At 44.7% G+C, this 26,659-nt stretch carries 31 protein-coding genes; 2 read left to right on the forward strand and 29 right to left on the reverse strand.

From position 1 onward, the window contains the following. Positions 1–247 precede the first annotated feature (247 nt). From AABI20_RS03295 to gmk, 5 genes are read right to left on the reverse strand one after another with little or no spacing between them, the layout of a single operon-like run. Positions 248–622 (reverse strand): hypothetical protein, encoded by a 375-nt coding sequence (locus tag AABI20_RS03295; RefSeq protein WP_047974326.1) that lies wholly within the window; start codon positions 620–622, stop codon positions 248–250. Between the two features lie 10 nt (positions 623–632). Next, positions 633–1,013 carry a CvfD/Ygs/GSP13 family RNA-binding post-transcriptional regulator gene (locus AABI20_RS03300; RefSeq protein ID WP_047974325.1) on the reverse strand — a complete coding sequence of 127 codons (381 nt, stop codon included), beginning with the start codon at positions 1,011–1,013 and terminating at the stop codon, positions 633–635. A 46-nt stretch (positions 1,014–1,059) separates the two neighbouring features. Further along, positions 1,060–1,638, reverse strand: a complete 579-nt coding sequence (locus tag AABI20_RS03305; RefSeq protein WP_047974324.1) for a peptidylprolyl isomerase — start codon at positions 1,636–1,638, stop codon at positions 1,060–1,062. 1 nt (position 1,639) lies between these two features. Further along, positions 1,640–1,855, reverse strand: coding sequence for a DNA-directed RNA polymerase subunit omega (rpoZ, locus tag AABI20_RS03310; protein WP_047974323.1), 216 nt, complete (start codon positions 1,853–1,855; stop codon positions 1,640–1,642). 11 nt (positions 1,856–1,866) lie between these two features. After that, positions 1,867–2,466, reverse strand: a complete 600-nt coding sequence (gene gmk / locus AABI20_RS03315; protein ID WP_047974322.1) for a guanylate kinase — start codon at positions 2,464–2,466, stop codon at positions 1,867–1,869. A gap of 281 nt (positions 2,467–2,747) precedes the next feature. Here gmk and AABI20_RS03320 point away from each other — a divergent pair, with 281 nt between their 5' ends. Then, a complete protein-coding gene (locus AABI20_RS03320) occupies positions 2,748–3,077 on the forward strand; it encodes a hypothetical protein (protein WP_047974321.1) in 330 nt (109 codons plus the stop codon). A 54-nt stretch (positions 3,078–3,131) separates the two neighbouring features. On the opposite strand, the gene AABI20_RS03325 is transcribed toward AABI20_RS03320, so the two are convergent. The 4 genes from AABI20_RS03325 to AABI20_RS03340 all read right to left on the reverse strand — a co-directional run bounded on the left by AABI20_RS03325 (position 3,132) and on the right by AABI20_RS03340 (position 7,661). Beyond that, positions 3,132–4,214, reverse strand: a complete 1,083-nt coding sequence (locus AABI20_RS03325) for a metaphase chromosome protein 1 (RefSeq protein ID WP_338346772.1) — start codon at positions 4,212–4,214, stop codon at positions 3,132–3,134. Positions 4,215–4,229: 15 nt separating this feature from the next. Beyond that, positions 4,230–4,577 carry a hypothetical protein gene (locus AABI20_RS03330; protein ID WP_047974319.1) on the reverse strand — a complete coding sequence of 116 codons (348 nt, stop codon included), beginning with the start codon at positions 4,575–4,577 and terminating at the stop codon, positions 4,230–4,232. 146 nt (positions 4,578–4,723) lie between these two features. Further along, positions 4,724–7,120 (reverse strand): endonuclease MutS2, encoded by a 2,397-nt coding sequence (locus tag AABI20_RS03335; RefSeq protein ID WP_288846760.1) that lies wholly within the window; start codon positions 7,118–7,120, stop codon positions 4,724–4,726. Between the two features lie 19 nt (positions 7,121–7,139). After that, a complete protein-coding gene (locus tag AABI20_RS03340) occupies positions 7,140–7,661 on the reverse strand; it encodes a CvpA family protein (protein WP_047974317.1) in 522 nt (173 codons plus the stop codon). Between the two features lie 147 nt (positions 7,662–7,808). On the opposite strand from AABI20_RS03340, the gene rnhC reads away from it, so the two are divergent. Then, positions 7,809–8,759 carry a ribonuclease HIII gene (gene rnhC / locus AABI20_RS03345; protein WP_338345940.1) on the forward strand — a complete coding sequence of 317 codons (951 nt, stop codon included), beginning with the start codon at positions 7,809–7,811 and terminating at the stop codon, positions 8,757–8,759. 140 nt (positions 8,760–8,899) lie between these two features. Here the strand turns inward: rnhC and AABI20_RS03350 are convergent, their stop codons facing one another. The 20 genes from AABI20_RS03350 to AABI20_RS03445 all read right to left on the reverse strand — a co-directional run bounded on the left by AABI20_RS03350 (position 8,900) and on the right by AABI20_RS03445 (position 26,513). Further along, positions 8,900–9,205, reverse strand: a complete 306-nt coding sequence (locus AABI20_RS03350) for a hypothetical protein (protein ID WP_047974315.1) — start codon at positions 9,203–9,205, stop codon at positions 8,900–8,902. Between the two features lie 13 nt (positions 9,206–9,218). Then, complete coding sequence (locus tag AABI20_RS03355) at positions 9,219–9,593, reverse strand: DUF948 domain-containing protein (RefSeq protein WP_047974314.1); 375 nt, start codon at positions 9,591–9,593, stop codon at positions 9,219–9,221. Between the two features lie 130 nt (positions 9,594–9,723). Continuing rightward, complete coding sequence (gene rny / locus AABI20_RS03360; protein WP_338346774.1) at positions 9,724–11,280, reverse strand: ribonuclease Y; 1,557 nt, start codon at positions 11,278–11,280, stop codon at positions 9,724–9,726. Positions 11,281–11,486: 206 nt separating this feature from the next. Further along, positions 11,487–11,951, reverse strand: a complete 465-nt coding sequence (gene smpB, locus AABI20_RS03365) for an SsrA-binding protein SmpB (protein ID WP_047974312.1) — start codon at positions 11,949–11,951, stop codon at positions 11,487–11,489. 31 nt (positions 11,952–11,982) lie between these two features. Further along, on the reverse strand, positions 11,983–14,472 hold the full coding sequence (gene rnr / locus AABI20_RS03370) for a ribonuclease R (RefSeq protein ID WP_338346775.1): 2,490 nt from the start codon (positions 14,470–14,472) through the stop codon (positions 11,983–11,985). A 71-nt stretch (positions 14,473–14,543) separates the two neighbouring features. Next, a complete protein-coding gene (gene secG / locus AABI20_RS03375) occupies positions 14,544–14,780 on the reverse strand; it encodes a preprotein translocase subunit SecG (RefSeq protein WP_047974310.1) in 237 nt (78 codons plus the stop codon). A gap of 52 nt (positions 14,781–14,832) precedes the next feature. Beyond that, positions 14,833–15,606 carry a TrmH family RNA methyltransferase gene (locus AABI20_RS03380; RefSeq protein WP_338346776.1) on the reverse strand — a complete coding sequence of 258 codons (774 nt, stop codon included), beginning with the start codon at positions 15,604–15,606 and terminating at the stop codon, positions 14,833–14,835. A 17-nt stretch (positions 15,607–15,623) separates the two neighbouring features. Continuing rightward, positions 15,624–16,571 carry a membrane protein insertase YidC gene (gene yidC, locus AABI20_RS03385; RefSeq protein WP_288846747.1) on the reverse strand — a complete coding sequence of 316 codons (948 nt, stop codon included), beginning with the start codon at positions 16,569–16,571 and terminating at the stop codon, positions 15,624–15,626. Positions 16,572–16,721: 150 nt separating this feature from the next. Continuing rightward, entirely contained in the window at positions 16,722–17,825 is a 1,104-nt protein-coding gene (locus tag AABI20_RS03390) for a sensor histidine kinase (protein ID WP_047974307.1), read from the reverse strand. A 1-nt stretch (position 17,826) separates the two neighbouring features. Then, complete coding sequence (locus AABI20_RS03395) at positions 17,827–18,516, reverse strand: response regulator transcription factor (protein WP_047974306.1); 690 nt, start codon at positions 18,514–18,516, stop codon at positions 17,827–17,829. Between the two features lie 100 nt (positions 18,517–18,616). Beyond that, positions 18,617–19,180, reverse strand: coding sequence for a YceD family protein (locus tag AABI20_RS03400; RefSeq protein WP_047974305.1), 564 nt, complete (start codon positions 19,178–19,180; stop codon positions 18,617–18,619). A 4-nt stretch (positions 19,181–19,184) separates the two neighbouring features. Further along, positions 19,185–20,366, reverse strand: coding sequence for a nucleotidyltransferase (locus AABI20_RS03405; RefSeq protein WP_338345933.1), 1,182 nt, complete (start codon positions 20,364–20,366; stop codon positions 19,185–19,187). Then, a complete protein-coding gene (locus AABI20_RS03410; protein ID WP_047974303.1) occupies positions 20,363–21,127 on the reverse strand; it encodes a class I SAM-dependent methyltransferase in 765 nt (254 codons plus the stop codon). Before AABI20_RS03410 ends, AABI20_RS03405 begins: the two co-directional genes overlap by 4 nt. Positions 21,128–21,205: 78 nt before the next feature. After that, the gene (gene rsfS, locus AABI20_RS03415; protein ID WP_047974302.1) at positions 21,206–21,580 is read right to left on the reverse strand and encodes a ribosome silencing factor; all 375 of its coding nucleotides are present in this window, start codon (positions 21,578–21,580) and stop codon (positions 21,206–21,208) included. Positions 21,581–21,592: 12 nt separating this feature from the next. Further along, entirely contained in the window at positions 21,593–22,177 is a 585-nt protein-coding gene (yqeK, locus tag AABI20_RS03420; protein WP_288846742.1) for a bis(5'-nucleosyl)-tetraphosphatase (symmetrical) YqeK, read from the reverse strand. 42 nt (positions 22,178–22,219) lie between these two features. Then, positions 22,220–22,537, reverse strand: coding sequence for a ribosome assembly RNA-binding protein YhbY (gene yhbY, locus AABI20_RS03425; protein ID WP_047974300.1), 318 nt, complete (start codon positions 22,535–22,537; stop codon positions 22,220–22,222). Continuing rightward, positions 22,537–23,691: a ribosome biogenesis GTPase YqeH gene (gene yqeH, locus AABI20_RS03430; RefSeq protein WP_338345955.1), complete on the reverse strand. Its 1,155-nt coding sequence runs from the start codon at positions 23,689–23,691 to the stop codon at positions 22,537–22,539. The genes yhbY and yqeH overlap by 1 nt, the downstream gene beginning before the upstream one ends. A 29-nt stretch (positions 23,692–23,720) precedes the next feature. Beyond that, positions 23,721–24,284 (reverse strand): YqeG family HAD IIIA-type phosphatase, encoded by a 564-nt coding sequence (locus tag AABI20_RS03435; RefSeq protein WP_047974299.1) that lies wholly within the window; start codon positions 24,282–24,284, stop codon positions 23,721–23,723. A 109-nt stretch (positions 24,285–24,393) separates the two neighbouring features. Continuing rightward, positions 24,394–25,053 carry an aggregation-promoting factor C-terminal-like domain-containing protein gene (locus AABI20_RS03440; protein WP_053068891.1) on the reverse strand — a complete coding sequence of 220 codons (660 nt, stop codon included), beginning with the start codon at positions 25,051–25,053 and terminating at the stop codon, positions 24,394–24,396. A 140-nt stretch (positions 25,054–25,193) separates the two neighbouring features. Further along, positions 25,194–26,513: an APC family permease gene (locus AABI20_RS03445; protein WP_047974298.1), complete on the reverse strand. Its 1,320-nt coding sequence runs from the start codon at positions 26,511–26,513 to the stop codon at positions 25,194–25,196. Positions 26,514–26,659 lie beyond the last annotated feature (146 nt).

The raw sequence follows: 26,659 nt of genomic DNA on the forward strand, positions 1-26,659 counted from the left end.
GATGTCAACAACTTTCTGAAAAGCTTTTATCAACTGCCGGTCATCTAAGATAACCAGCGACTCGCTAGAAGCACGTTTGCTTCGTAACGAACAATAACTAGTATAGCGCCTACCCTCCTACTCGTCAATAGTTTTTCCATGTTTTTTAAAGAGATTCTAAAAGGGCGAAAGATACTTTTCTCGCCCTTTTATTAACGGATAAAACACGAACATTATTGCTATTGATTATTAAATCATCAATTAATATTTAACTAGCATCAAAGGATGTGAATGTTGATGGCTGAATTGTTGTCAACAATTCACGGATATCATCAGCACTCTTAAAGACCAATTCCTTCGGTAACTGCTTCTGTAATGCCTGATAATCAGTGACATGAAAGGAATATAATGACTCAGCATGACCTTCACCTTCGACTGCTGTGGCCAATTCACCCAAGCGCCAATCGTCAAAATTAGTCACACCAATCTTTTGAAATGCGGACAAAATCGTTCCCAAAGAGGTCTTTTCTTCATGATGGTGAACCTTGACCGCCCAAAAATGATCACCTGAATCCTTTTGATGGACTAAAAAATAGGGAATATCGTGGTCATATGCAATAACCGTCGCTGCTACCATTGTCATATAGTACTCCTCAGCTAATTCTTTTTTTTGCTTCCTCAATCCAACCTGGCAAGGCTAACGCAATTGGTTCAAAACCGTAGTCCAAATGATAGTTCGTCCAGAAATGTCGTTTCACGCTGTTGTTTTTAATAATCGGTGTGTCCTTGAGTGGCATGATGCCCACCTGACGAAGAGAGAGGGAAATCTTACCAGTGTACTGATCAATATCCAATACAATCACCTGTACCTGGTCACCGACTTTCAATTCGCCGTTCAAGTCCTTAACAATCCCTGATTTGAACTCCGAAATATGAACCAAACCTTGCGTTTGCTCGTCTAATTTAATAAAGCCACCATAGGGCTGAATACCAGTAACTGTTCCTGTCACCAGCTGTCCAATTTTATAAGGCATTTTTTTCTCCTACTGTCCTCATTATAGCAAAAAGCGCCCAACACTTTTAGTGAAGGACGACTTTTTCAATGACAATATCATCGATTGGGCGGTCAGCGTAGTCTGCTTTTGCCTTAGCAATCTTATCGACAACATCCATCCCAGAAACAACTTGACCAAAGACAGTATGCTTGCCATCCAACCATGGGGTTCCCCCATTTTCTTGGTAGGCAGTCTGAATTTCTTCTGGCAATCCCTTGAGGGCTGCCTTCATTTGCTTAGGAAAATGACTCGCTTGAACAATAAAGAATTGTGACCCGTTCGTCTTTGGTCCAGCATTCGCCATTGACAGAGCACCGCGAAGGTTAAACAAGTCATCTGAGAACTCGTCTTCAAAAGGCTTGCCCCAAATACTTTCACCACCGCGACCAGATCCTTCAGGGTCTCCCCCTTGAATCATAAAATCAGGAATCACTCGATGGAATATAACGCCATCGTAGTAACCTTCCTTGGCGTGCGTCAAAAAGTTTTCGACCGCCTTAGGTGCTTGTTCTTCAAAGAAAATCAGGTCAATATCACCATAGTTGGTTTGCAAAGTGGCTTGTGCTTCTTTTACCGCCAAATCTAACTGTGGAAAATCAGCCATCTTATTCTCCTTCATCCTGAACAACAGGGTTAATGACAACATCCCCTGCTTCAATTTCTTCTAGAGCTTGCCCAACTGATTTGTTGGAATCAAACTTAACCTTTGTTGCTGGCATCCCGGCATCCAATTCACGGGCGCGCTTTGAAGCTAAGGCAATCAACTTATACCGTGAATCAACTCGCTCTAACAACTTATCTACTGATGGATACAATAACATGTGCTACTCCTTTAGTCCGCAATTTGATCAAATACGCGGCTAACCTTCAAACGTTCAGCAGTAATAATTGCCTTAATTCGGTCAACGGCTAACTCGACGATATCATTCTCGACGGCATAATTATAATTGATCATTTTCTTCAATTCGTCCTTAGCGGCTTCAACACGTTGATTGATGACTTCAGGCGAATCAGTTCCCCGGCCCTCTAAACGGGTACGGAGATTTTTAATGTCAGGTGGGGTCAAGAAAATATAAACCCCTTCTGGCATTTTTGTCTTCACTTGCAAGGCCCCTTGGACATCAATTTCCAAGAATACATCCTTACCGGAAGCTAAAGTTTCATCAATGAAAGAACGTGGCGTTCCGTAGTAATTACCGACGTACTCGGCATATTCCAACATGTCACCTGCCTGAATCTTTTCTTCAAATTCCTCACGGGAAACAAAGAAGTAATCCTGGCCGTCCACTTCACCAACTCGTGGCTTACGAGTTGTTGCTGAAATGGAGTAACGGAAATCAACACCGTCATCTTCAAAGATTGCCTTACGAACTGTTCCTTTTCCGACACCAGATGGGCCTGAAAGGACGATTAACAAACCACGTTGTGTCATGCTCTTCCTCTTTAACATCAAAATCTACTTTAATGTTTGTATTTTACCAGAATTTTTCTCATTATTCAATGACGGGCTCAAGTGACCACTGATTTGTCAACCTAATTCTAACCTTCCCTGAGACATTTTAGAAAGTCTGTTCGCCTGAGGGGAACAAAGCCTTAAACGCCTTTAAATCAGCCTTAAATTAGTTCTTAATAAAAATTTAACCAAGAAAAGCACTTGCAATACCAAACATTTGTTCGTATACTAAAGGCAACAGTGAAAGAGGAGGCGGTCTCATGCAAGTCAATCTTGATAGCCGGACTTATTACAATCTAATCATTAAGCAAGGCAAGCATGTTTTTGCCCGCTTACGCGAACACTTTGCTGTCGTTCCATTGAAGCAACAACAAAATAGCCAGGAACTCATTACCCGCTTAGAGTTGGCCATTAATCTCCAAGAACCAGTGGACGTCCAAATGAACTATGGTTTTGATCAAGAACAAATCCAGGACTTCCATGGCGTCTTATCTCAGACGCCAGCTGGCGCATTGTTGATTCAGGATCAAAAGACGAAGCAAATTCATCAATTGATGCCGGACCTCTTGCGCCACATCTCATTTTCATAATTCTGCTAAAAATGCCTGTTGGTTTTCATTGAAGACCAGCAGGCATTTTTATCTTTACTTTTCTTTAACTAGTTCTTCAACGTCATCAACCGTTAGCTGTCCTAAGAGCTTGTTTAAGGCAGCAACATCCAGATAATGGTCGACGTCAGTTAAACCAGCTTCCATCTTCTTAAAGTCCGTCACGGCCTTCTTATTAGCTAAGAATTGCAAATAGCGGGTAATTTCGCCCCCTAAGCCATCCAATGAATAAAAAACAGGCTGCCAATAGTCAAAGAGATTCTCTTTGACAAAAGTAGCAATCAAGCTAGCCGTCCATTGGTGATGGTCAGCCTGCAACTTTTCTGCCAAGCCCTGATGTAAGGCCTGCAAAAGAGCCATTTCCTGGTCCGACACCACTCCGGCCGTCGATGTCTTTTGGAAGGTTTCCACCATCCGTTTTCCAAAGGCGATTTCTTCTTCCTGTTGCTCTGCCGTTAAAGCAGGTGTCAAAGGCTTTGCATCGGCATTTTTTAAATCAGGTAAGGTAACCGTTAAGCCACGAAAGACTTCTTGAATCGTTTCCAAGTCGAAGTCATCGGCGTCACCGTTTTGCTTTAAGAATTTAAATTGCAAGTCATCGATTGCTGATGACTCACTCATCAACTTGGCAACATCCTGGCCCTGGAAACGGAAGTAATTTACCGCCATGACCGTTCGCATAATCATTTTCCAGAAATTTGGATCAAACTTAGTCGTTTGTACGCCATAACGTGGTGAAACCTGCCCTTCCTTGGCCAAGAAGGCTTGAATATCATACAAAACCGGCGTCAGTAAGACAAAGTAGCGCCAGTCACGGTCTGTTGATTGAACCAAAGTGGCTTGCATCGCCTCGTTTAAGTTGACAATCACCCGTTCATCACTCGTAAAGGCAGAGAAATTTTGCTGCACCATGGTGGCAATCAAGTCATCCAAGAAAAATGAAGCCGCTTCAAAGACTGCTGGCTGGTAGGCAGTATTCTTAGTTAAAAAGAACCGTGCTCGCAAGAAACCAGCAAATTCATTGTAATCAAATGGTGCTAACTTCTTATTTTCACGAAACTTGTGCTTTGTATTTTGGTGTTTAAATGCTTTAATTTGTGCTGACTTTCCTTGTTTCACAATGGGCCTCCTACCTTAAATTGATAAATCGAGTTGGTAACGTCCGTGACCAAACTCACGCAACTTAAATTGAAAAATCTGTTCCTTACGCTCTAAGTTTGGTGTTTGGACCTTGGCCTGCAAGTCACCTTCAAGTTCTGCCACTTCAATGGCCTGGTTAATGGCTGACATGACCGGTGCAAAGCTCTTAGGATCGGCAGAAGCATAAAAGAGCTCCGCATTCCCGTAGGTATTGGAGCGACGAACTAAGTTCACGGACACTTTAAAGCGGTTGGCTTCAAAGACCAAGTGATTATAGTTAAAATCGCGAGCGTATAAAAATAGTGCGGATAAAAATTCTCCGGCTGGGTACTTATCAGACATGTTGTCTTCCCTTCTCGTTGTTTCAAGTAATTGGTGGCGGATTAAATACGTTACTAACATCAGGACTAAGCATGCTTTTTATAAATAAAGACGGGATTATTGGGCTGCTGCAAGGCTGATTTTTCAGTCCTGGCCAAATTCAAGCTTTAGCGCAAGGTCACGATCGTGGCGCCATCCCCGCCAGCATTGGCGGAAGCAAAATGGAAGTCCTTGACCCGGCGGTCGGACCGCAGAAAATCAGTGACACCCTTACGTAATGCACCGGTTCCCTTTCCGTGAATAATCTCCACGGAAGAGAGGTTGGCCAAAACTACCGTATCCAAGTACCGGTCCAAATCAGTAATGGCTGCCTCGTAGCGAACGCCACGTAAGTCAAGCTTGGCCTGCACGCGGCCGGTTGCTGAACCGCTATGGGCCGTCTTAGCAACCTTTTGTCGGTGTTGCCTCTGCTTTTCCTTTTGAGCCTTGGCAGTTGCTTCAGTCTTCGTCAGGTCATCTTCGTCAACCAGCATCTTTAAGATGCCCAATTGGACTTCCCACTGACCGTTCTTATGCTTTTTCACCAGAGTTCCCTGCTGGTTATAGGATTGAACCACCACGTCATCCCCAGGAGCAAGCACTTTGGCCTTCTTGGCTTTTTGAAGAATTTTATTTTTCTCCAAGTGATCACTTTGATGCAAGGAAGAGATGGCCTGCTTTTGCTTTTGCAATTCCTGCTCGGACAAGCCAGCCTTTTGGCCACCGGCCAAGCGTTCCTTGCGGATAGCCGCAATTAACTGGTCCGCCTCCTTTTTGGTCTTTGCAACCAAGTGGTTGGCTTCCTTTTTGGCATCCATCATGACCTTAGCCTGATTTTGCTCCAGCTTTAACGTCTTTTTTTCCAGAAGCGATTGTTCACTTTGAACCTGAGCAGTCTTTTTTGCCAAATCAGCTCGCTCGCTCTTGGCCAATTGGCGCTGGTCAACCAAGTCCTGAATCATCTTATTCAAGTTTTGATCCTCAGGGTTCACCAATGACTGGGCATCCGCCAACAACTCATCATCAAAGCCTAAGCGCTTGGCGATGGCCAGGGCATTTGACTGTCCTGGTACACCAATTAAGAGCTGGTAAGTGGGCTTGAGCGTTTCCACATCAAAGACCATGGAGGCGTTTTCCGTTTCTGGACGGTCATAACCATAAAGCTTCAATTCTGGATAGTGGGTCGTGGCAATGGTTTTAGCCTGCAAAGAGCGGGTTCGATCTAAAATCGCCATGGCCAATGCGGCCCCCTCTTGTGGATCCGTTCCGGCTCCCAATTCATCAAAGATGACCAGAGATTGGTCATTTGTCTGCTGCAAAATCTGCTTGATGTTGGCCATATGCGAGGAGAACGTGGATAAGTTCTGCTCAATCGACTGTTCATCCCCAATATCAGCAAAAATCTTGTCAAAGACCGCTACCGTCGATGGCCGACCGGTCGTAATAAAGAGTCCCGACTGAGCCAAAAGCTGCAAAAGTCCCAACGTCTTGATCGTAATGGTTTTTCCACCAGTGTTTGGTCCTGTAATAATCAGCGTTTGGTAATCAACACCAAGACTAATATCGTTTTTAACGGCCTTCTTTTCACCAATCAACGGGTGCCAGGCCTGGTTTAAGACAACCGACTGATCGGTTGACAAGGCTGGTGCCTGAGCATTTTGACTTTTAGCTAACCGTGCCTTGGCGTTGGCAAAATCCAATTGGCCCAAAATCAGCGCATTGGTGACCAGGTCTTCACTATGAAGGGCCAGTTCAGCAGAGAGCTCAGCTAAAATCCGATTTTCCTCAGCTCGGGCCAAAACATTTAATTCTGACCATTCGTTGGCTAATTCAACCACCACCTGCGGTTCAATGTAGTAGGTCTGACCACTTTGGCTTTGGTCATGGACGACTCCCGGAATTTGGTGCCGGTATTCGGCCTTCACCGGCAACACATAGCGGTCAGACCGCTTTGTGACAATCGGCTCCGAGAGGTACTGGGCTGATTTTCCCCGCGTATACCCCTGCAGCTTCTGTCGGATAGCATTCTCATGCCCCGTCATTCGCCGCCTAAGGCTTGCCAATGCCGAAGAGGCGTTATCCAATACTTGCCCCGTCTCATCGATGGCCTTATTGACCTGAACCGTCAATTCGGGCAAGAGCACTAAGTCAGCCGCCTTAGCAGCCAGACGGTCCACTGACCCCGCCAAATCATCCTGAATATTTTCAAAAAAATGAGCAATTGCGGCGGTAGCAGTTAACACTTGGGCCAAACTGACAATTTCCGCCCCATTGAGGCTTGCCTGAATTTCCAATCGACGAACCTGATCTTTAATGTCCACCAAGGCCGGCAACAACATGCCACCCTTTAATCGATCAATCAACACGGCCTCGTTGGTTTCCTGCAACCAAGCAGACACTTGATCAAAATCAGAAGACGGTTGTAAGTGATCAACTAGGACTTGTCCCTGTTCGGTCTGAATAAAGGGATACAGTTGGTCTTTGACCTTTTCATATTCTAATGTCTGTAAGACTTTTTTATTCATTCTATTTGTTCCTTATTACTTAAAGCCACCACTGATAAATTTGGTTCGAAAGAACCGGCGTGGTGTTCAAAAACTGATTTAAAATTGGGCTTTGGCTAAACTGCATTTGCAGCCAGGCATTGGGGACAACCGATAAGACCTGCAAAATGAAAAAGCTTAAAACAACTCCAATTCCAAAATACAAGATACCACCCAGTAAGCCGTCGAGTGCTCCTAAAATTGGCAAACGGCGGATAAAGCGAATGGGGCGCAATAAATAGTGGCCAACAAAAGAACCCAAGGCCATCACGACCATAAAGGCCAGACCCGATGATAAGAACTGGGTTCCTTGACGAGAAACCTCGTCTGGCACACCTGGACGGGAGAACTGGCCCGAAACCCAGTTAGAGAAGAGATCAGCGAGGGGCTTGGAGTAAACCGTGGCCATATAAAAGACCAAACAAAAAATCGCTAAACGGGCCAAGACGTGGACCAAGCCTTCCCGGTATCCGGACAAGGCCATGAGGAAAATTACAACAGCAAAAATCAGTGAAAGAATCATTTTCAAGCTCCTATTTCGGCGCGATTTTATCTGGCTCTCCCCAACCAAATGCGCTCAATTCACATACTTAATACCGTCAATTATACCATTAAAACTGCTATAATTAAGTGGTTACAACCCCATTTATCAAGAAGAAAGCGGGCTTCAATGCAAAGCGTACTATCCTTGTCAAAGGCAACCATTAAGAAATGTCAGGACTACTATGCAGGTCACATGAAAGAATCAGCACCGGCTGGCGCACTCTTCCAGGCCCAAACAAATGAGACGACCATCACAGCTTACCATTCCGGCAAAGTGCTCTTCCAAGGCAAAAATGCCAATCTAGAGTCAAACCGATGGGCTGATCAGCAATTAGACCTCAGTAAAAAGGGTGAAAAAAGAGTCAAGGTACGACCCCAGCAGAATCAACCTGGCCAAAATCTTCCTGCTGGCTTTCAAAATTGGAGCGTCATCGGTTCGGATGAAGTTGGCGCCGGTGCCTACTTTGGTCCACTAACAACGGCGGCTGTTTATGTGCCACAGGAACAAAGTGCTTGGGTCAAAAGCCTTGGTATCGCCGATTCGAAGACACTAACTGACGAAAAAATTAAGGCCATGGCGCCTCAGATCATCGAACGCCTCCCCCACCACGTTGTCAACCTCATGCCGGATAAGTACAACCAATTGCAACAAAGCGGACAAAACGTTGTGGCCATGAAGGCCCTTTCGCACAACTTTGTTTTAGCAACCGTCCTCGGAAAAATCAGCCCGACAAAACCGGATGGCTTCTTAATTGACCAATTCGTCACGCCCAATTCTTATTTTCGCTATCTAAAAAAGAACCACCAGCAGCCAATCGTTGAAAATCAGGTCTACTTCACCACCAAGGGTGAGCGTTACCACCTAGCCGTCGCCGCGGCTTCTATTCTCGCCCGCTACGTCGAACTGATTTCAATGGCCGAACTGAGCCAGGAAGCCGGTATTCACCTACCAATCGGTGCTGGTAAGGAAGCAGACCGCGTTGCTAGCCGCCTTATCAAAGAGGGAAAAGACTTGAACCACTTTGCCAAGGTCCACTTCGCCAACACCAAAAAGGCTGAAAAATTAGCCCGTGGGTGAGTTAATGCTAGTGAGCGTTAAAGGGTTCTAGGAACCCTCGGGCTCTTAAACCAAAACACTCCCCCAAAGCGGCTCTATTCCAAACCAAATTTTATTGATAAGAAAACCACTAAGCAGAATCACCTGCCTAGTGGTTTTCTTTACTTGTCATCGTTTAAGGACAAGTCATGTTCACTAATTTCAATATCATTGCGGTCCTGATCTTCTTGATCAACCACTTGGTTCGCCAATTCTACTTTCTTAGCAGCCAAGGTCTCCTTGGCTTTCGAAACATAGGGCGCCAAATTGTCTTGAACGCGACTAGCAGCCTGCTTCGCTTGGTCGGCCTTGGCCTGAACCTTTTCTTTGAGTTCATCTTTTTGTTCTTCGTGCATCAACTTGTAGGCCGCAGTGACACCAAGACCAAACAAGAAACCAGCAAAAATGCCATTCGTTGCTTTTGACATAGCAATTCCTCCGTTACTTTTTATTTTTTTTAGAAAAGAGACCGAAAACCTTCGACAATGCTAACGTAGCACCAGCCTTTGAGATTGTCCCCATCCCTGCTAAGTTATTTGATGCCTTGCGAACCGAACCATTCAAATCGGAAACTGTCTGCGATAAATCAGCAGCAGCCTGAACAGTAACGTCTAGCGTCGCCATCTTATCGTTGACATCATCCAACAACATGTTTGTGTTCGCCAAGACCTCGTTAGAAGAGCGGGCGATGGTATCGATATCAGTTGTCAAGATGCTGACCGATCGGGTTAATCGCAACAAAAAAATACCGATAAAAACAACCAAAAGCAAAAATGCTAAGGCAAAAATTAAAATTGAAAGTTCTCCAATAGTCATAAAGTGAGATTCTCCTCTCGTTGCAATAAAGGACAGGTGATTTGCTCTTATTGTAGCAGACTTGAAACATTATTGCAGGCTCAGACCTTAATTTAGTCCCTCAAATAAAAAAGCCCCAAAGGGCTTTTCATTAACGAGCGTAATCAACTGCTCTCGTTTCTCGAACAACTGTCACCTTCACGTGACCAGGATATTCGAGTTGTTCCTCGACTTCGGCCTTAATATCATGGGCCAAAACCGTTGCTTGAATGTCGGTCACCTTTGAAGGCTCAACAATCACGCGAACTTCGCGACCAGCTTGAATAGCATAGGCTGATTTAACACCCTGATAACCATCCGCAATATTTTCAAGGTCGGTCAGACGCTTCACGTAGTTTTCAAGCGATTCTGATCGAGCACCTGGACGAGCAGCAGAAATTGCATCCGCAGCTGCGACCAAGTCCGCTAGTGGTGAAATTGCCTCCGTATCGCCGTGGTGGGCGGCAATGGCATTCACAACCACTGGCTTTTCCTGATATTTCTCAGCTAAGCGAACGCCTAGTTCTACGTGAGAACCTTCCACTTCCGCATCAACAGCCTTACCAATATCATGTAAGAGACCAGCACGCTTTGCTTGTGCAACATCCATTTTAAATTCGGCAGCCATCAAACCGGTAATCTTCGCCACTTCAATTGAGTGTTGCAAGACGTTTTGTCCGTATGATGTCCGATAATTCATTCGACCAATTAACTTAATTAAGTCTGGGTGTAGGCCACGCAGTCCTAGTTCAAAGACAGCTTCCTCACCCTTTTGGCGAATATTTTCATCCATTTGGCGACGCGCCTTTTCAACAGCTTCTTCAATCTTAGCTGGGTTAATGCGCCCGTCAGAAATCAGAGCCTCTAAGGCGTTTTTAGCAATTTGGCGACGCAGGGGGTCAAACCCTGACAAGACAACCGACTCTGGCGTATCATCGATAATCAAATCAATCCCAGTCAATGCCTCAAGCGTCCGAATGTTGCGGCCTTCACGACCAATAATCCGACCCTTCATCTCCTCACCAGGTAAGTTCACAACGGAAACCGTGACATCTGAAACGGTGTCAGCAGCCGAACGCTGGATAGCTTCCACTACCACGTTCCTTGCCCGCTTTTCGCCTTCGCTTTTAGCATTAATTTCATACTCTTGAATCAAAGCTGCTCGTTCACGATCCAACTGAGCACTCGTTTCGGCTAAGATTTGCTCCTTGGCCTGTTCTCGAGTCAATGCCGCAATTTCCTGCAACTTCTCTTCCTGTGCAGTCAAAGTAGCCTGTGCAGCATCAGCCTTTTTTGTGGCTTCTGCTAACTGGCTTTGTACCTGGTTCTCTTTTTGAATCAGCGAAGCATCTCGCTGGTTCAAAGTTGCGTCTTTTTGATCCAAAGTATCTGTCCGATCCTGCAGACGACTTTCTTGGGCCTCGACCTTTTTTTCCCGACCTGACAGTGATTCAATCACTTCATGACGGTACTTTTGGACCAAGTCCTTTGCGTCAACTTCTGCATCCCGTTTGATACTTTTGGCTTCATCATTTGCTTGTTTTAAAATGTTTGCTGCAACCTGCTTGGCGCTATTGAAACGCATCTTGTCTAAGATTTGTTTTACAAAGTAGCCACCAGCCAAGCCGATTATCAAAGCAAAGAATGCTGAAATAATAATCATACCCATCGTATTTTCTTCCTTTCAGCAGTGAATTTTTTCAATTCACAATTCTAGTATAGACAAAAATAGTCTTTGGGTCAATTAGAAAAGAGAATGTCTTTTTCTTGTTTTTTAAATAAAATATTTTAAAAATCTTCGATAAAATCAAAACAAAGGCACAATTAATGAAAACAGGTCTGTTCTTAAATGCCACAAGAACAGACCTGTTATGCTTAATTTTTAAAACGACGATTTAAATCTCGTTCCTGGTCGCGCTTTTTAATTGATTGGCGCTTGTCATATTGCTTTTTTCCACGACCAACACCAATTAAAACCTTGGCAAAACCACGCTTCAGATAAACCTTCAACGGCACAATGGTTACCCCAGGTTCCTTCGCCAACCCGGTCAATCGGGCAATTTGTTTTTTGTGCAAAAGTAGCACCCGGTTGCGTAAAGGATCAACGTTAAATTGATTACCATTTTCATAGGCCGCAATATGAACATTGGTGAGGATTGCTTGACCATTGTTGATAGTCACAAAACCATCCCCAATCGTAATTTGACCGGCTCGAACTGATTTAATCTCGGTTCCGGTCAAAACAACTCCGGCCTCCAGGGTTTCTTCAATCGCATAGTTAAAGCGAGCCTTGCGGTTCTGCGCCAGGGCTGGATCGTCTTTGCTTTTCTTTTTGTCCATCCGGCTTCCCTTCTGCAAGTTTTAAAACTGCTTACTTTCGATGGTTAACCTTAAATTGGTGTCTACCGTTACTTGAGCCATTCTTTTGTTGGCCTGGTTTGGGTGAGCGACTCGAGTTATGACCACTAACACTACGATTAGCACCATGGTTGCGTTGTTGGCTACCAACTGACTTCTGACCGTTCTGTCCGCCATGATGACGGTTATCGGAACGGTTATTTGAACCATGACCGTTCGACTTCTGGTTAGAGCCGTTCCCATGACCAGCCCCCTTATTCTGACCACCACGACGGTTACCACGACCATTGCGGTCACGGCCAAACTTACCCTGATTTTGTTGTGGTACCCGAATATCGGTTGTGGGTGCTTCCTCAGGATTCAAGAGCACAAAGTCAACGGTTGATTCTTCCTTATTGGCACGAATGACCTTGATTTTGACCTTTTGCCCGATTTGGAAAATATGGTGCTTTGACCGACCAATTAAAGCGGCATGCTTTTCATCGTACTCATAGTGGTCGTCCGTTAGGTTCGAGATATGAACCAAACCTTCGACCGTGTTTTCCAGGGAAACAAAGAGGCCAAACTTGAGGGCAGCATTGACGACACCATCAAATTCCATGCCAACCTTATCTTCCATATACTCGGCCTTTTTCATCGAATCGACTAATCGTTCCGTATCGATGGCCCGACGTTCACGGGTTGACGTATCAATCCCGATTTGTCCCAATGAAGAAGCATACTTTTCTTGCGCTTCAGCACCCGTTCCATTCTTGGCATACCACTTAATCAATCGGTGAACAGTCAAATCAGGGTAACGACGAATTGGTGACGTGTAGTGCGTATAGTAATCAGCACCAAGACCAAAGTGGCCCAGTGGTTCCGGTGAATACTTAGCCTGCTTCATTGCTCGCAGCATCATCGTTGAAATCATTTGCTCTGCTGGATCATCTTTCACTTGGTCCATCAAGGTTTGCAACATCATTGGCGTGACCTTAGCCGGATCGCCTTTAACAGGATGTCCCAAAGCCTTACTAAATTCGAAGAAGGACTGTGCACGTTCTTCATCAGGCACTTCGTGAATTCGATAAAGGAATGGTACCTTCAGACGGTCATAATGTTCAGCCACCGTTTCATTGGCCGCCAACATGAATGATTCAATCATTCGTTCAGCTGTTCCTCGTTCGCGGACAACCACGTCAATTGCCTTCCCGTTTTCATCAACAACAATTGAGGCTTCTGGCGTATCGAATTCAATGGCACCACGGCGAACACGCTTTTGATACAAAATTTGATGTAACTCACCCATTTGATCAAACATGTCAGTCAAACCGCTATACTCTTCTCGGGTCTTATCATCCCCAGCCAAGATTTCGTTCACGGCCGTATAGGTCATTCGTGCATGAGAACGAATGACTGATTGCTTAATTTCATGCTTCACAACCTGGCCTTCGCGGTTAATTTCCATTTCCACGGACATAGCCAAACGATTGACATCTGGGTTCAAAGAAGCAATCCCATTTGACAATTTTTGCGGCAACATTGGAATCACACGGTCTGTCAAATAGACAGACGTTCCCCGGTTGTAAGCTTCCTTATCAATGGCTGAACCAGGACGCACATAGTGAGAAACATCTGCAATATGGACACCAAGGTGGTAGTTACCGTTATCCTTTTTCCAGACTACGACAGCATCGTCAATATCCTTGGTGTCGGCACCATCAATCGTTACCAATGGTTGGTCAGTAATATCCTGACGGCCTTGATAATCTTCTTCCAACACTTCATTTGGAATCGCATCGGCCTCAGCCATGACCTCATCAGGAAAATGGTTCGGTACCTTCTTATTTTCAACAATTTGCATGATATCCATGCCAGGTTCGTTTTCATAACCCAAAACCTGGGTCACGGAAACCAAAAGTTGCTTAGGATGAACACGGTCAGCAAAGCGGTCGACTTCTGCCACCACTACCTGGCCATCGTGCAATTCTAAGCCATCCTTAGCTTTTTGCACCAAAACCTGATAAGAACCCGCCTTCTTATCGTTTAAACGAATTTGACCCAGGGCACCCTCTTGTTGTGAACCTGCCGTATAAATGCCAACAAGGCGTTGGTAGGCATGGTCAATAATTTCTTCAACGTGGCCTTCAGGACCACGGTCATCAGACTGTGCCGGTTTCACCATCGAAACGCGAACAGTATCGCCTTGCATTGCCTGCCCAGTATTGTCAGGGGCGATAAAGTAGTCGGGTAAGTTTTCATCATAGCGGACAAAGCCAAAGCCCTTATCATTGGCCTTAAATTCACCCTCAATTTCACCGCTTACTGCTTGGTATTGATAGGCATCGCCCACCTGCTTAGCCGTCTTAGAAACGACCATTTGGTCCAAGACCCCAACTACCTGTCTGTAACCGGCTGCATCATTCATGCGCAGACCGTCAGCCAAGTTTTGTGCCGTAAAGGCCTGAGTTGAATTGGCCTTCAAAAAGCCCGCGATTTGTTCTTTTAATTGCTTTAATTCCATTATTTTCTTAATGTTCTCCTAAAAATGGTAAATAAAAAATCAGTCTACAAAAAAGTAAACTGACCTTTCAATTAATGAGCGGCAATATACATCAAGGCCAAGGCAATAATGAACCAGATGGCTCCCAAAATGGTTGTTGCCCGACGCAACACGGCTTCAAAACCGCGTGACTTTCGCTCGGTAAATAAATCGGCTGCTCCACCAGACAAAGCTGACAAAGCATCCTGTTGTTTGCTTGGCTGCATCATGACTGTCACGACTAACAGAAAACCGACAACCAGCAAAAGGATGGTGAGAATATTCGTCACAATGACCGCCTCCACTCGCTATTTCATATTTCTTAGTATAGCAGAACTTGCCTTAATTTCCAAGGCTCAGCCGGAACATCAAGATTCCGCCAGCCACGGCTACGTTCAATGATTCTGCTTGACCCAAAATTGGAATGTAGAGGTTAGCCGTTGTCTTCTTGGCGAATTCAGGGTTAATGCCCTGACCTTCATTTCCAACAATCAAAGCACCCGCCGACAACCCTTGAATTTCTTGGTATGGCTTGGCTTCCTGATTCAATTCGGAACCGTAAACGGGCAAGTTGTTGTCTTCAAAAGCAGCAATCCAATCGTTTAGGTCCCCCTGCAAAACTTCCAAATGGAAGTGTGAACCTTGCATAGCACGAACAACCTTCGGTGCATAGGCATCAGCAGTTCCTTCACCCAAAACAACTCCCTTAAAGCCAGCAGCATCCGCTGTTCGGATTAAGGTCCCAACGTTTCCTGGATCTTGGATGGCATCTAAGAAGAGCCAAAGCCCATCATGGACATAGGTAGGATCAAAAGTCTTTTCAGGTAAGGTTACTTCGGCAAAGATTCCCTGTGGCGTCTTTGACCCTGCAATATGGGCAGCAACTTCCTTTGAAATTTCAAAGGCGGGCACACCATGGGGAACATCTGGCAAGTGTTCTGCCATCTGCTCTTCTGTTGCCATGATAGCGTGGAACTTTGCCCCCGCTTTGATGGCTTCCTGCACTAGGTGCCAGCCATCAAGCAAGTAAGTCTTTTGCTCAAGCCGTCCCTTTTTTGTGGCTAACTTGGCCCAAGCTTTCACTTTGGCATTTTGTTTGGATAAAATTCGTTCCATTATATGTCCTTTATTAATTATTTCTCGTTCCGGCGTTGTTGCTTGCCGGCATTTCGTGGGCCAGATTGTTGGCTCTTGTCATCATCTGTTACATCTCGAGGGCGCAAATCTTCGGGGCGAACACGATTCTGATTTGTCCCAAAGGCAGCGGAAGCTGGTTGGCTCAACAAATCATCGGCACCCTTTTTAAGAACAAAGTTCTTATCCACGTCATCCTCTAACTTAGCATACATCAAATGCACGATGAATGCTTGCAAAACAACAGTAATTCCACCAACAATAAAGTAAAGACCCAAGGCCCCAGATGAAATCAGGGTAATCCCAGCAATCATTACTGGTGAAATCCACAGCATCTGTCCGGCTGTTTTCTTTTGTTCAGCTGGCATGTGGATCAATGACAAGTATGCTTGAGCCGCATAAATCACAAAGACGACCAGCGACAGCAAGATTTCAGGCTTTGACAAAGGTAAACCAAAGAAGGTAGCCGTCTTCAAGCCATCGGCGTGTTGGATAGCCAGGTACAAACCAGAGAAGATTGGCAATTGAATGGCCATCGTCAACCAGGAAATCCCGCCGGTCATCGAAACACCATTCTCACGGTACAAGGACATTGAAGCCATTGAAGCCGCCTGCTGCTCTTCTGCCGTCTTGGCACCCTTCACAGCCGCTTGAACCTTTTCCAATTCTGGTCGCAACTTTTGCATCTTTAATGATGACTTTGTCGTGTTAATTTGTTGGTTAACAAAAATTGGCAACAGGATTAAACGAATAATCGCCGTTAAGATAATAATGGCCCAACCAATGGCGTTGACACCGCCAACCCATTTGGCAATCTCCGTCAAAATATGGGCAATTGGTGTCGAAACAAACCGATACATTCGGCCATGAACGCCGTAACCACCGGTCATTAAGTAGATATCTAACAGGACAAACAAAATCGTGAATGTCCGCTTTGCTGATTTCATGAAAAAATTCCTCTTTTAATAATTTAATTAGTCTTAAACATTATAACAAGAATGTTCGCGAAAAACTGTCTTTTCTGAAAGCAAATAAAAAGACTAGTTCGTCGATACGCCAGAACTCCCAAAATTGGAAGTTAATAGCAAATCAGCCAATCAGTCTTTTTGATGGTTATCTGTTTCTTTAACCAGCGGGAAGCGCAACCGGAAAACCGAACCGGAACCAAGCGCTGATTCAACCTGAACCTGGCCACCATAGGCGGCGACCATCTTTTTCACGATACTCAAGCCTAAACCATTCCCACCAGTTTGGTGCACCCGCGCCTTATCGACACGGTAAAAACGATCAAAAACGCGATCCAAGTCCTCAGCGGCAATTCCTTGACCGAAGTCTTGAACGCCAATATCAACCCAAGAACCGGATTCCGCCAAAGCCAGGTGAATTTCCTTCCGGTCGGTTGAGTACTTCAGAGCATTATCGATCAAAATAATGAGGAGTTGCTCCAAATGATCTGAACGCACTGCCACTTCAGCCGGAGCTCCCAAAGCATTGTCCAATGTCCACGAAAAATCAGGATGGACCATCTGCAAGTCGTGGTAAACCCGTTCCAAAACGGGCGCCACCTCAGTCTTTTCAGGTTGACTGCTGACCGTTAAGTTTTCTGCTCGAGTCAACATCAGCATTTCGTTGACCAAGGTTTCCATCCGAGATATTTCAGACAACGAAGAGTGAATGGAATCTTCTAAGACCTCTGGATCATCCTTCCCCCAGCGTTCCAAAAGCTCCAAATGTCCCTTAACGATAGCCACTGGCGTCCGCAATTCATGCGAAACATCTGAGACAAAATCTTGCTGAGCGTGGATAAGACCCTGGACCTTATCCATCGTCTCGTTTTGCACCTGCCCCAAGTCATTGAGTTCCTTATTGTAGGCAACCGGCTTGACTCGGTCATCTGTCACAGGGTCCTCTTCAAAGGCCAGCATCGTTTCTTGTAACTTTTTAACTGGGCGCACCAAAAATTGAGCCAAAATCCAAGACAAGCAAATCGTCCAAATCACGGCGACAATGACTAGAAAAGCCCACCAATGGCTCAGCTTCTCAATCGTTTCACCATGAATATTTGGGCCTAAAATCAGGTCCAAACAAAATAAAATCACGGCTAACAATAGTAAAAAGCCCACCGACAAGGCCAGCGTCAATAACGTCTGGATTGAAAGGGTCGGTGAGACATCTTTTGTTTTCTGCTTGCTTGCTTTCATCTTAGCTCCGCATTACATAACCCGTTCCACGAACAGTTTGGATATAAGAAGTCTTTGATTCTGGATCATCCAACTTATTACGCAAGTAACGGATATAAACATCAACAACGTTGGTTTCGATTTGTGTGTCAAAGCCCCAAACTTCTTTAAGTAACTTTTCGCGTGACTGCACGACATTAATATTTTCAACCAATAGCAACAACAAATCGTATTCACGCTTCGTCAAGTTAATCACTTGATCATCACGGCGTGCAATCCGGTTTTCTTTTTCCAGTTGCAAGTTCTTAAAGCGAATAATCGAAGGTGACTTATCTGCTGGGTTTTGTTCAATATCGATTCGACGCAAAAGTGACCGCACGCGGGCCAACAATTCTTCAATGGCAAACGGCTTGACAACATAGTCATCAGCACCATAATCCAAACCTGAAACTCGGTCAATCACAGAGTCACGGGCCGTCATCATGATAATCGGCGTCTTCTTCACTTCACGCAAGCGACGAGCGACTTCAAAACCATTTAATTCTGGCAACATCAAATCAAGCAAAATTAGGTCGAAGTCCTCGTTTAAGGCCTTGTCCAAGCCCTCGCGGCCGTTTAAGACCGTTTCCACGTCATAACCTTCATGCTTTAACTCTAAACTGACGAACTTCGCCAAGTTTTCTTCATCTTCTACAATTAAAATCCGACTCATATTTTCCCTCACGACGTCCCTGGATGCTCAATAGCTCAAGTGCCATCGAACAAAAATGAATAAGTTCTAATCTTATTCTACCATAAACGTCAAAATTTTCTCATTTTTTAAAGAAATCATCCAGTTTCGACAGGCGGGGATCGAGAGCCTGTTTCTCATCTGTTGCTTCTTCTTTCTTTTCTTGTTCTTGTCTGGCAAAGTCCTCTTCTGAGATAACTTGCCAGTCCTGACCAGTTGGCAGATCTGCCCCTGCGGCCTCTTCTGTGGTCAAAATTTGACTTGGCAAAGCGGCTACCAAATTATCTAAGATAACCGAATCCAAGTCTAGGCTGCTTTCTTCTAAAACAAAAACTGCCTCATCCTCATCAAAACGTTGTAAGCGTTCTTCATCAGCCACATAGGTTTCATGGATATCAACAGCAGTTGACCAATCAACCGGTGCAAGTGACCTTGATGATGGCAGGATTAAATCAGCATGAACACTGGCAGACAAAACGATGTCTTCGTTTGCCAATGTTTTAATGGTCCCCTTAACCTGCACGAATGGCGCCTTAATAATTAAATCAGAAAAACGCTCATCAATCAAATATTGTAGGTCTAATTTTTCATCAATTACTAATGGGCTTTGTTGAAACTTTGCTAATTGTTGCTTGGCGTACTTCATGATTTCACTCCTGACTCTGATAAATTGGCTTACGACCGACGTCTTGCCCCTGCTTAGCATGAGTTTGACCAGCTAATACTTGCCAGATTTGACCGGCTTTATAATCGAGTCGTAAATTAGCTTTCGCCAGTGACATGTCCACTCGCGAAATAATTGGCAGCGTTGCTGTCCGCTTGACTTCACTCAAATAGGCCTGGCCCAAGTCATTAAAGCCGAGTAGACGAATATAAGAATCCGCCATGGCGGCCTGCATTTGATCGACCTTAATATTCAAAAGTGTGTACAACAACGTTCGTTGAATTCGAGCAAAGGTATAGCGCTTAGTCTTCACTGATTTAATAAAGGACTGGTAAGACTGTGGTCCTTCAACAGCTGAGGCAACACCCGCCAGTCGGTGTTCCAAACCTTCGGCCATTTGGTACACCTGTCCCAACTGCCCGACCGTATCAGTCAACAGGCGGTAGCGAAGCAACTCAAAGAAGGGCTTTTCAAACGCTAAAGCGGTTGGCTTTGTTGACAGGGCCTCGAAGGCTTGGTCCGAAACGACTGGCCTGATTTTTTCAAACTTTCCCTTGTGAAGAGCAAGTCGAATTGAAGAGGCCGAAGCAATCGTCTGCCCCTCCTCAAAGGTCTGATCATGGTAACCCGCTTCCAAACGGCCAATTGGGTACAATTTCATTTCCTGACCACTCGCAACCACGGCTTTGGCATAGGAAAATGCCAAAATATCGTTTGGGTCTTCCATTTTAAAGCCGGTCTGCTCTTCTAGCTGTTGAGCGTAGGCCGAAGCATAGGTCTGAGTCCGGTCAGTAAACTGCCCTTCGCTTTCAATAGCCAAGGCTTGCTTGGCCAAATCCAGAAAGTCAACTTCCGGGTGTTCCGAACCAAAAACCAGGTCTTTAACACCCAGCGCTTGCAAAATTTGAATGGCGCCAGCTGCAAACAAGTGGCCAGGTTGCACCGCATAAAAGATCGGTAATTCAACCACCAAATCAGCACCAGCAGCCAAAGCCAGTTTGGTCCGCTCCCACTTATCCAAAATGGCCGGTTCACCACGCTGGACAAAGTTGCCAGACATCACCACTACTGCTAAATCAGCATTCGTTAGCTCTTTGGCCTTTTGAATATGGTAAGCGTGGCCATTATGGAAGGGGTTATATTCTGCAATAATACCGACCGCTTTCATGATACTCCTCCTTTATGAGCCACAAAGAACCAACGATCATCCTGGTTATCAGCTGTTTTGCGACCAAAATCAGCGCTGATTTCCACTTGGTCAAAGCCAGCCTTGCGCAAGGCCTTTTGGTAGTAAGCCATGTCATAGGTCTGTTCGTGATGAACTTCGCGCACTAGGTTAAAGGCATCGATATCCTCATTGTACAAAAAGAACTTTAAATCATGATCAACGGAATTCTTTTCTTCACCGGGAAAACTAGTCCACATAAAGATTTGGTCCGGATCATCATCATTATTATAGCAGTAATTGTCATACAAAACGTTGACTTGGTAGGGCGTAATCACATCAAATAAGAAAGTCCCACCGGGCTCCAAGTGATCGTAAACCTGCTTAAGGCCCGCTTGAAAATCCGCTTTCCCAGGTAGGTAGTTAAAGGTATCCGCAAAGGAAACAATGGCTGGATACTTTTCTTCCCAATCTGAAAAGTCGCGAATATCGGCCTCCAATAAACGTAGGTCAACATTCGCCTCTTCGGCATGCTTTTGCGCCAAGGAGAGCATGGCGGGTGCCATATCTAAGAGATCAACCGTAAATCCTTTTTTCGCCAATAAAACAGCTAGTCGACCAGCGCCACCACCCAAATCAAGAATTTTACTAGCGGGTAGATGGTCTTCTACATAGTGCTGCCAGTCCACATACAAATCACCATCGAAGAGATTGTCATAGAGGCTAGCAAAGGTTTGGTATGGTGCATTATTTTCGTCAGTCATCTTTTTCTCACTTAAACAACATTGGCTGGTGGCCAGTCCATCAAAGACCAACCCCCAGCCAGATATCTTACTGATTGATTAATATACTTCTTCTGCGAGGTAATTCGTTAAGTCGACATTTTCAGCATCGAACCAAAGGCGGTCCAGATGGTAGAAATCACGAGACTCTTCATCAAAAACATGGACGATAATATCACCGAGGTCTAATGAAACCCATTCGGCACGGTCGTAGCCCTCAATATTGAGTACCTGTCCCCCGGCCTTTTGAACTTCTTCCTTGACTTCACGGACAATCGCTTGCACCTGGCGGCTAGAACCCGCCGATGCAATCACAAAATAGTCGGCCAGTAAGGATACCTTTTGCATATCTAAGGCGGTGATGCGATCACCGTGCTTACTATCAATGGCGGAAACAACTGTTTGCAACAAATCCTTTGAATTGATGGTTGTCATGTAAACTCCTTCTTATTCTGCAAAATGACGAGCCCAGTCATTATAACTGGTGAAGGTCTTGGGATAGATCACGTTACCATTCTCGGCCAAAAACGAGAGGGTGTGCTGTAACTGATAGAAAACACCCCGGTCCAAGGACTTATTCGTGATTTCTCGGGCCTCTTTGACGCCTGGAAAATCACGACCAGTTTCCAAGTAATCGGCCATGAAAACAATCTTCGCTAAAGTCGGCATCTCCACACCGTCTCCAGTTGTGTGCAACCGAACAGCATCTAGGATGGCTGGGTCATCAATCCCCAACTCATCTTGAATCATTTCTGCCCCAACAACACCATGCCAAATAGCTCGGCTCCAGTTTTTCAAATTAGGATCCAAGTGAAAACGGTCAATTGCTACTAAAAAGTCCTCAGCTGGCCGTTCCTTGGCATAGTCGTGGACCAAACCGGCCAATGCCGCTTGGTTTTCATCAACACCATTTTTTTGAGCCAACTTACGGGCATAATCTGAAACGCGTAAGCAATGTTGGAACCGGCCATCTGAAAGCTGGGCCGAAACCTTTTTTTCAACTGCATACAACTCTTCTTCAAAAGCTGTCATCTGTTCCCCCTCTTCACAAAATTTAGTGGAAAAGCTCTCTGTCTAGCGAATCTTTTCCACTTCAACTGAATACTTCACATATTTTGCATCCGTTGCTGGTTCATACAAGACCAAGGTTTTTCCAATTACCTGAGCAACCGTCACCGTTGATTCTTCTTCAATAAAGGCAGCCAAGTCCTTGGCTGACCAGTCACTTCCTTGTTGCAAGTTGACCTTAATCAACTCACGCTTAGCCAACGCCTTTTTGACCTCCGCCAACCATTCCTGGTTAGCTCCGGCTTTCCCAACAGAGAAGATCGGTGTTAACCCGTTCGCTTGTGACCGCAGGTAGCGTTTTTGTTTTCCAGTTAAATTTTGCATTAAATCATTGCCTTTCGTAAGAAGACCCCGACTCCCTTAGGAGCATAGGCCTGGACGTGAATTCCAGCTGGCAAGGTAATAAAGCCCAAACCAGCATAGACCAAGTCCATCTTTTCGTTAATTTTAAATTCGAATTTAGCGAAGTCAACATTTTCATCAGCTGGTGCTGGTGTCAATAATTGGCCTTTGTGCTTCGCATAGAAATCATCTGCACCCTGACGCTTCGTGCGATGAATCATCAGATTATTTTCAAAGTAGGCCGTGACAGCCGCTTTTGCTCCATCTGCAGGACCAATTACCAAATCAAAGCGTGCTAGAGCCCCAAAGAAAAGTGTTTGATCCGGATTTAATTGATAAGTCCGGGCTTTAATCTCAGCCTTTGGCAAAACGTACTTAAGGTCTTTATCAGTCACCCAATGGGCGTACTGGTCCTTTTTAATAATCCCAGGTGTGTCAATCAAAGATTGACCATCGTCCAATGGAATCGCAATTTGATCCAAGGTCGTTCCTGGGAAGCGTGAAGTCGTGATTAACTCTTGAACGCCTGTTTTTGACTTAATAATTTGGTTAATTAAGGTTGATTTACCAACATTGGTTGTTCCAACGACGTAAACGTCACGACCATCGCGCAGTGTATCAATTTTATCTAAAATTTGATCCAAATTTTTTGGATGGGCAGCAGAAACAAGTTCAATTCCAACAGGGTTAATGCCCTGTTCCTTTAACTGTCCTTGGACCCAATTCTTTAACTTATGTTCCTTTAAGGACTTAGGCAAAAGATCAACCTTGTTGGCAAGGACCAAAATCGGATTCTCTTGGCCAACAAAGCGTGGTAAGCCAGGGATGGTTGAGCCTGAAAAATCAAACAAATCCAAAACGTAGACAATCAAAGACTTCGTCTTAGAAACCTGATGAAGCAAGTTCGCAAAATCATCATCCGTTAGTTCAACGGGTTGAATTTCGTTATAATGGCGCAAACGGAAGCAACGTCGGCATAGTAATTCTTCGGCCATCAGTTGTTTCTTTAAGGCAGAAAGCGGCAAAAAACCCGCTTCTTCCTTATTATCAATTTGCATTTTAGCGCCACAACCAATGCAGTATAATCCCTCAGCTAAAGCTTCCTGGACCTCTTCATCGGTTGCAATCGTTTGCACTTGTTCTTGCTCAAATTCTTTTTCTGTCATTAATTTTTATCATTTTCCCTAGCAGAAACAGCTTCCTTGAAAGTTGCGTGCCAGATTAGCGGGTGCTTTTGGCTATAAATCAGTTTTTTAGCTAGCTTTTCAAGTGTCCGGTTAAACCATGTTTGCCACATGTCTGATTCGACCAATTGCTTGACCAAAACTGATTTAACGCCAGCCAAGTGAGCCGCCCAAACATCAGTTAACATCTGATCGCCAACCATCAACACGTCTTCTTTTTGCAAGCCCTGCTTTTTGAGTACCTTCAAAATACCACGCGGCATCGGCTTCAAGGACCAGGCAACATAGTCAACATCCAAACCAGAAACAGCCTTCTCGACTCGGTCCCAGGTGTTATTTGAAACCACAACAACCTCAATCCCGGCTGCTTTAATTTCTTTTAACCAAGCATGCAATTCTGGTGTCCCATCGGGGTTATTCCAAGCCAGCAACGTATTATCTAAGTCTGTTAATACGGCTTTTACACCTTGGTCTTTTAACTCCGCCACCGATAAGTTATAGACGGACTCAACCGTATAGGTGGGCTTTAAAAAATTAAGGGGCATATCTGTCTTCCTTTTTTATTTCCTTAGTCCCTATTATACACGATTAGGCCTTTCTTCGAGCAAAAAAGGACCCCTTAACGGGGCCCTTTGTTTTCCGATTTTTTATAGCTTAGTACCAACCATTACTTTGGAAGTGGCTAATAGCATTTGCTACAGAACCATAGCGGGCAGCAATATAAGCCTGCATAGCTTGTAATTGAACGGCATAATTACCTTGGTAGTTTTGGCCAGGTACATAAGTTGCATAGGCCGCAGGAGACAATTGCCCGATACCATAGAATTGTCCGTTTTGTGCATTCACGTTTCCGCCTGATTCACGAGAAATCAACCAGTTAATGTCACCAGAGGCTGTTGAAGTTGTTGCAGCTACTGATGTCGTTGCTGTTGATGCGGAAGAAGTTGATGCAGCTGCCGTGCTTGTCGATGAAGCTTGGGCAGCAGTTGAAGTGGCCACAGGCGTAGCTTGCGCTGCCTGAGTTGTCGTTGCAGACAACGAAGTCACTTGGCTTTGACTGTTGGATGTATCGTCAGATGAACTGGCAGTGTCATCATCAGATGAAGCAACAGTCTGGCTAGCTGCAGTATTTTCCAAGCTCTTGAGATTATCAACAGATGAAACGGCAGTAGAAACCTTCTTAGTGTTCACTGAATCAGTAACCTTGACCGCTTGGTCAGAGGTTGATTTTCCTTTATTAAATTGTGTGTTGGCGGCAGTCAGTGCTAAACCGGCTACGGCCATACTTGTAAGTAAAACTTTATTAAACATCATGGTTATTATTTTCCCCAATCAATATTACGAGAATATTAAAACAGATAACGCTTCCGTAACGTTCGTCAGGAAAATATACAAACATAGGATTTCTTGTATAAGAACTACTCGATTTCGAGAAATTCGCGCTTATCTAAGTGTTATTTCTTTCGATTCAACCACCCGTACAGTGGCAAACCAGCTAGAACTATGATAACCGAAATTCCGATTCCATGCAAATCGTTAATAATTTCAGAAATCTCAACGTAGAGTGAACCCAAGATAGCCACAATGGGAATAACAGGGTAAAACGGCATTGAGAAAGTTCTTTTCAGCCCCTTTGGATCTTGTCGGCGCAATTTAAAGGCACCGATAAAGACCAGGATATAGAACAAGAAAGTCACGAAGATCGCGTAATCCGATAATTGATCAGGGTCCGTCAAAGCCATCATCAGGTAGGCAATGGCAACCATTAACCAAATTGCGGCATTCGGCGTCTTGGACTTGTGGTTGATTTTAGCAAAAGTTTTAGCAAAAGGGAAGTCTCCTTTTTTAGCCATCACATACAAAATCCGTGGAAACGAGACAACCTTACCGTTTAACGTACCGATTAATGAAACCAAAACAGCAACCGAAAGGACACGGCCACCCCAGTAACCAAAAGCATTTGTGGCCATCTTCAATGTGGTGTTTTCCCCCAAAGCAACAATTTCATTAGCAGTTAATGAACGATAGGCCCCGTAAGAAATACCCATATAGGCCACAATCACAATCAAGATTCCGGTAATGATTGCCTTTGGCAAGACTTTTTGTGGGTTTCTGATTTCACCAGAAATGTTTGCTAATGTCACCCAGCCATCATAGGCGAAAAGCGTAGCCAAAACAGCGACTCCAAAACCACCAGCATTTGAGTGCGACATCGTCGTCACCATCTGACCTAAGGCATCATGCTTTCCAAAGAAAAGGCCGAAAATAATCAAGGCGATAATCGGCAACATCTTAATCACAGTTGTTAAGACCTGGAACCCGGCGGAAAAATGGTTTGGAATCGAGTTTAACAAACCAACCAGAGCGAGGGCCACCATGCCGGTAGGCAACGACCACACACTCTTTAAACCAAACAGAGAAACAAATAAAACACCAAAGTAAGCAGAGATTGCCCCCATCATCGCTGGACCGTAAAAAATCACCTGCATCCAACCAGCCAAATAACCGGTTGTTTTACCGTATAGATGAGTTAAGTAAGAATAGATGCCACCCGTTTCCGCCATTTGTGAGCCAACTTCGGCTACCGTCATTCCGGCGGTCAAGGTCAGGATTCCTCCCGCCAACCAAGCCCAAAGGGCAGTATTCGTATCACCTGCGGTTTGCAGGACAGATCCCTGCTTAAAGAAAATCCCAGAACCGATGATGGTTCCGATCACTAATGCTAACGATGACCAGAGACCAAATCCTCTGTTCAACTTTTCTTCTTCTGCCATGAGTGGCCCTCCAATTTAGATGAAAATTTAACATTCCTATTCTAGCATATATTCGGACATTCTGAATATATTTTCTCATAATTAATTTAATATAATAAAAAATCCGAACATTGTCAGCTTTTTATCTGATTTTATTTCTTTATATT

This window comes from Fructobacillus cardui (genome assembly GCF_963580785.1).
Lineage (GTDB): Bacteria > Bacillota > Bacilli > Lactobacillales > Lactobacillaceae > Fructobacillus > Fructobacillus cardui.

What these genes read in the sequence shown, in the direction of transcription:
- AABI20_RS03320 (WP_047974321.1), top strand. Translation starts at nt 2,748, where the DNA reads ATGCAAGTCAATCTTGATAGCCGGACTTATTACAATCTAATCATTAAG.
- AABI20_RS03335 (WP_288846760.1), bottom strand. Translation starts at nt 7,120, where the DNA reads ATGAATAAAAAAGTCTTACAGACATTAGAATATGAAAAGGTCAAAGAC.
- AABI20_RS03380 (WP_338346776.1), bottom strand. Translation starts at nt 15,606, where the DNA reads ATGGAACGAATTTTATCCAAACAAAATGCCAAAGTGAAAGCTTGGGCC.
- rpoZ (WP_047974323.1), bottom strand. Translation starts at nt 1,855, where the DNA reads ATGTTATTGTATCCATCAGTAGATAAGTTGTTAGAGCGAGTTGATTCA.
- AABI20_RS03300 (WP_047974325.1), bottom strand. Translation starts at nt 1,013, where the DNA reads ATGCCTTATAAAATTGGACAGCTGGTGACAGGAACAGTTACTGGTATT.
- rnr (WP_338346775.1), bottom strand. Translation starts at nt 14,472, where the DNA reads ATGGAATTAAAGCAATTAAAAGAACAAATCGCGGGCTTTTTGAAGGCC.
- AABI20_RS03340 (WP_047974317.1), bottom strand. Translation starts at nt 7,661, where the DNA reads ATGATTCTTTCACTGATTTTTGCTGTTGTAATTTTCCTCATGGCCTTG.
- AABI20_RS03410 (WP_047974303.1), bottom strand. Translation starts at nt 21,127, where the DNA reads ATGACTGACGAAAATAATGCACCATACCAAACCTTTGCTAGCCTCTAT.
- AABI20_RS03355 (WP_047974314.1), bottom strand. Translation starts at nt 9,593, where the DNA reads ATGACTATTGGAGAACTTTCAATTTTAATTTTTGCCTTAGCATTTTTG.
- AABI20_RS03440 (WP_053068891.1), bottom strand. Translation starts at nt 25,053, where the DNA reads ATGATGTTTAATAAAGTTTTACTTACAAGTATGGCCGTAGCCGGTTTA.
- AABI20_RS03305 (WP_047974324.1), bottom strand. Translation starts at nt 1,638, where the DNA reads ATGGCTGATTTTCCACAGTTAGATTTGGCGGTAAAAGAAGCACAAGCC.
- AABI20_RS03295 (WP_047974326.1), bottom strand. Translation starts at nt 622, where the DNA reads ATGACAATGGTAGCAGCGACGGTTATTGCATATGACCACGATATTCCC.
- AABI20_RS03435 (WP_047974299.1), bottom strand. Translation starts at nt 24,284, where the DNA reads ATGCCCCTTAATTTTTTAAAGCCCACCTATACGGTTGAGTCCGTCTAT.
- smpB (WP_047974312.1), bottom strand. Translation starts at nt 11,951, where the DNA reads ATGGACAAAAAGAAAAGCAAAGACGATCCAGCCCTGGCGCAGAACCGC.
- rny (WP_338346774.1), bottom strand. Translation starts at nt 11,280, where the DNA reads ATGGGTATGATTATTATTTCAGCATTCTTTGCTTTGATAATCGGCTTG.
- AABI20_RS03445 (WP_047974298.1), bottom strand. Translation starts at nt 26,513, where the DNA reads ATGGCAGAAGAAGAAAAGTTGAACAGAGGATTTGGTCTCTGGTCATCG.
- AABI20_RS03405 (WP_338345933.1), bottom strand. Translation starts at nt 20,366, where the DNA reads ATGAAAGCGGTCGGTATTATTGCAGAATATAACCCCTTCCATAATGGC.
- yqeK (WP_288846742.1), bottom strand. Translation starts at nt 22,177, where the DNA reads ATGACAGCTTTTGAAGAAGAGTTGTATGCAGTTGAAAAAAAGGTTTCG.
- yidC (WP_288846747.1), bottom strand. Translation starts at nt 16,571, where the DNA reads ATGAAATCAGCAAAGCGGACATTCACGATTTTGTTTGTCCTGTTAGAT.
- gmk (WP_047974322.1), bottom strand. Translation starts at nt 2,466, where the DNA reads ATGACACAACGTGGTTTGTTAATCGTCCTTTCAGGCCCATCTGGTGTC.
- AABI20_RS03395 (WP_047974306.1), bottom strand. Translation starts at nt 18,516, where the DNA reads ATGAGTCGGATTTTAATTGTAGAAGATGAAGAAAACTTGGCGAAGTTC.
- AABI20_RS03390 (WP_047974307.1), bottom strand. Translation starts at nt 17,825, where the DNA reads ATGAAAGCAAGCAAGCAGAAAACAAAAGATGTCTCACCGACCCTTTCA.
- AABI20_RS03330 (WP_047974319.1), bottom strand. Translation starts at nt 4,577, where the DNA reads ATGTCTGATAAGTACCCAGCCGGAGAATTTTTATCCGCACTATTTTTA.
- AABI20_RS03350 (WP_047974315.1), bottom strand. Translation starts at nt 9,205, where the DNA reads ATGTCAAAAGCAACGAATGGCATTTTTGCTGGTTTCTTGTTTGGTCTT.
- rsfS (WP_047974302.1), bottom strand. Translation starts at nt 21,580, where the DNA reads ATGACAACCATCAATTCAAAGGATTTGTTGCAAACAGTTGTTTCCGCC.
- rnhC (WP_338345940.1), top strand. Translation starts at nt 7,809, where the DNA reads ATGCAAAGCGTACTATCCTTGTCAAAGGCAACCATTAAGAAATGTCAG.
- yhbY (WP_047974300.1), bottom strand. Translation starts at nt 22,537, where the DNA reads ATGCAAAATTTAACTGGAAAACAAAAACGCTACCTGCGGTCACAAGCG.
- AABI20_RS03400 (WP_047974305.1), bottom strand. Translation starts at nt 19,180, where the DNA reads ATGAAGTACGCCAAGCAACAATTAGCAAAGTTTCAACAAAGCCCATTA.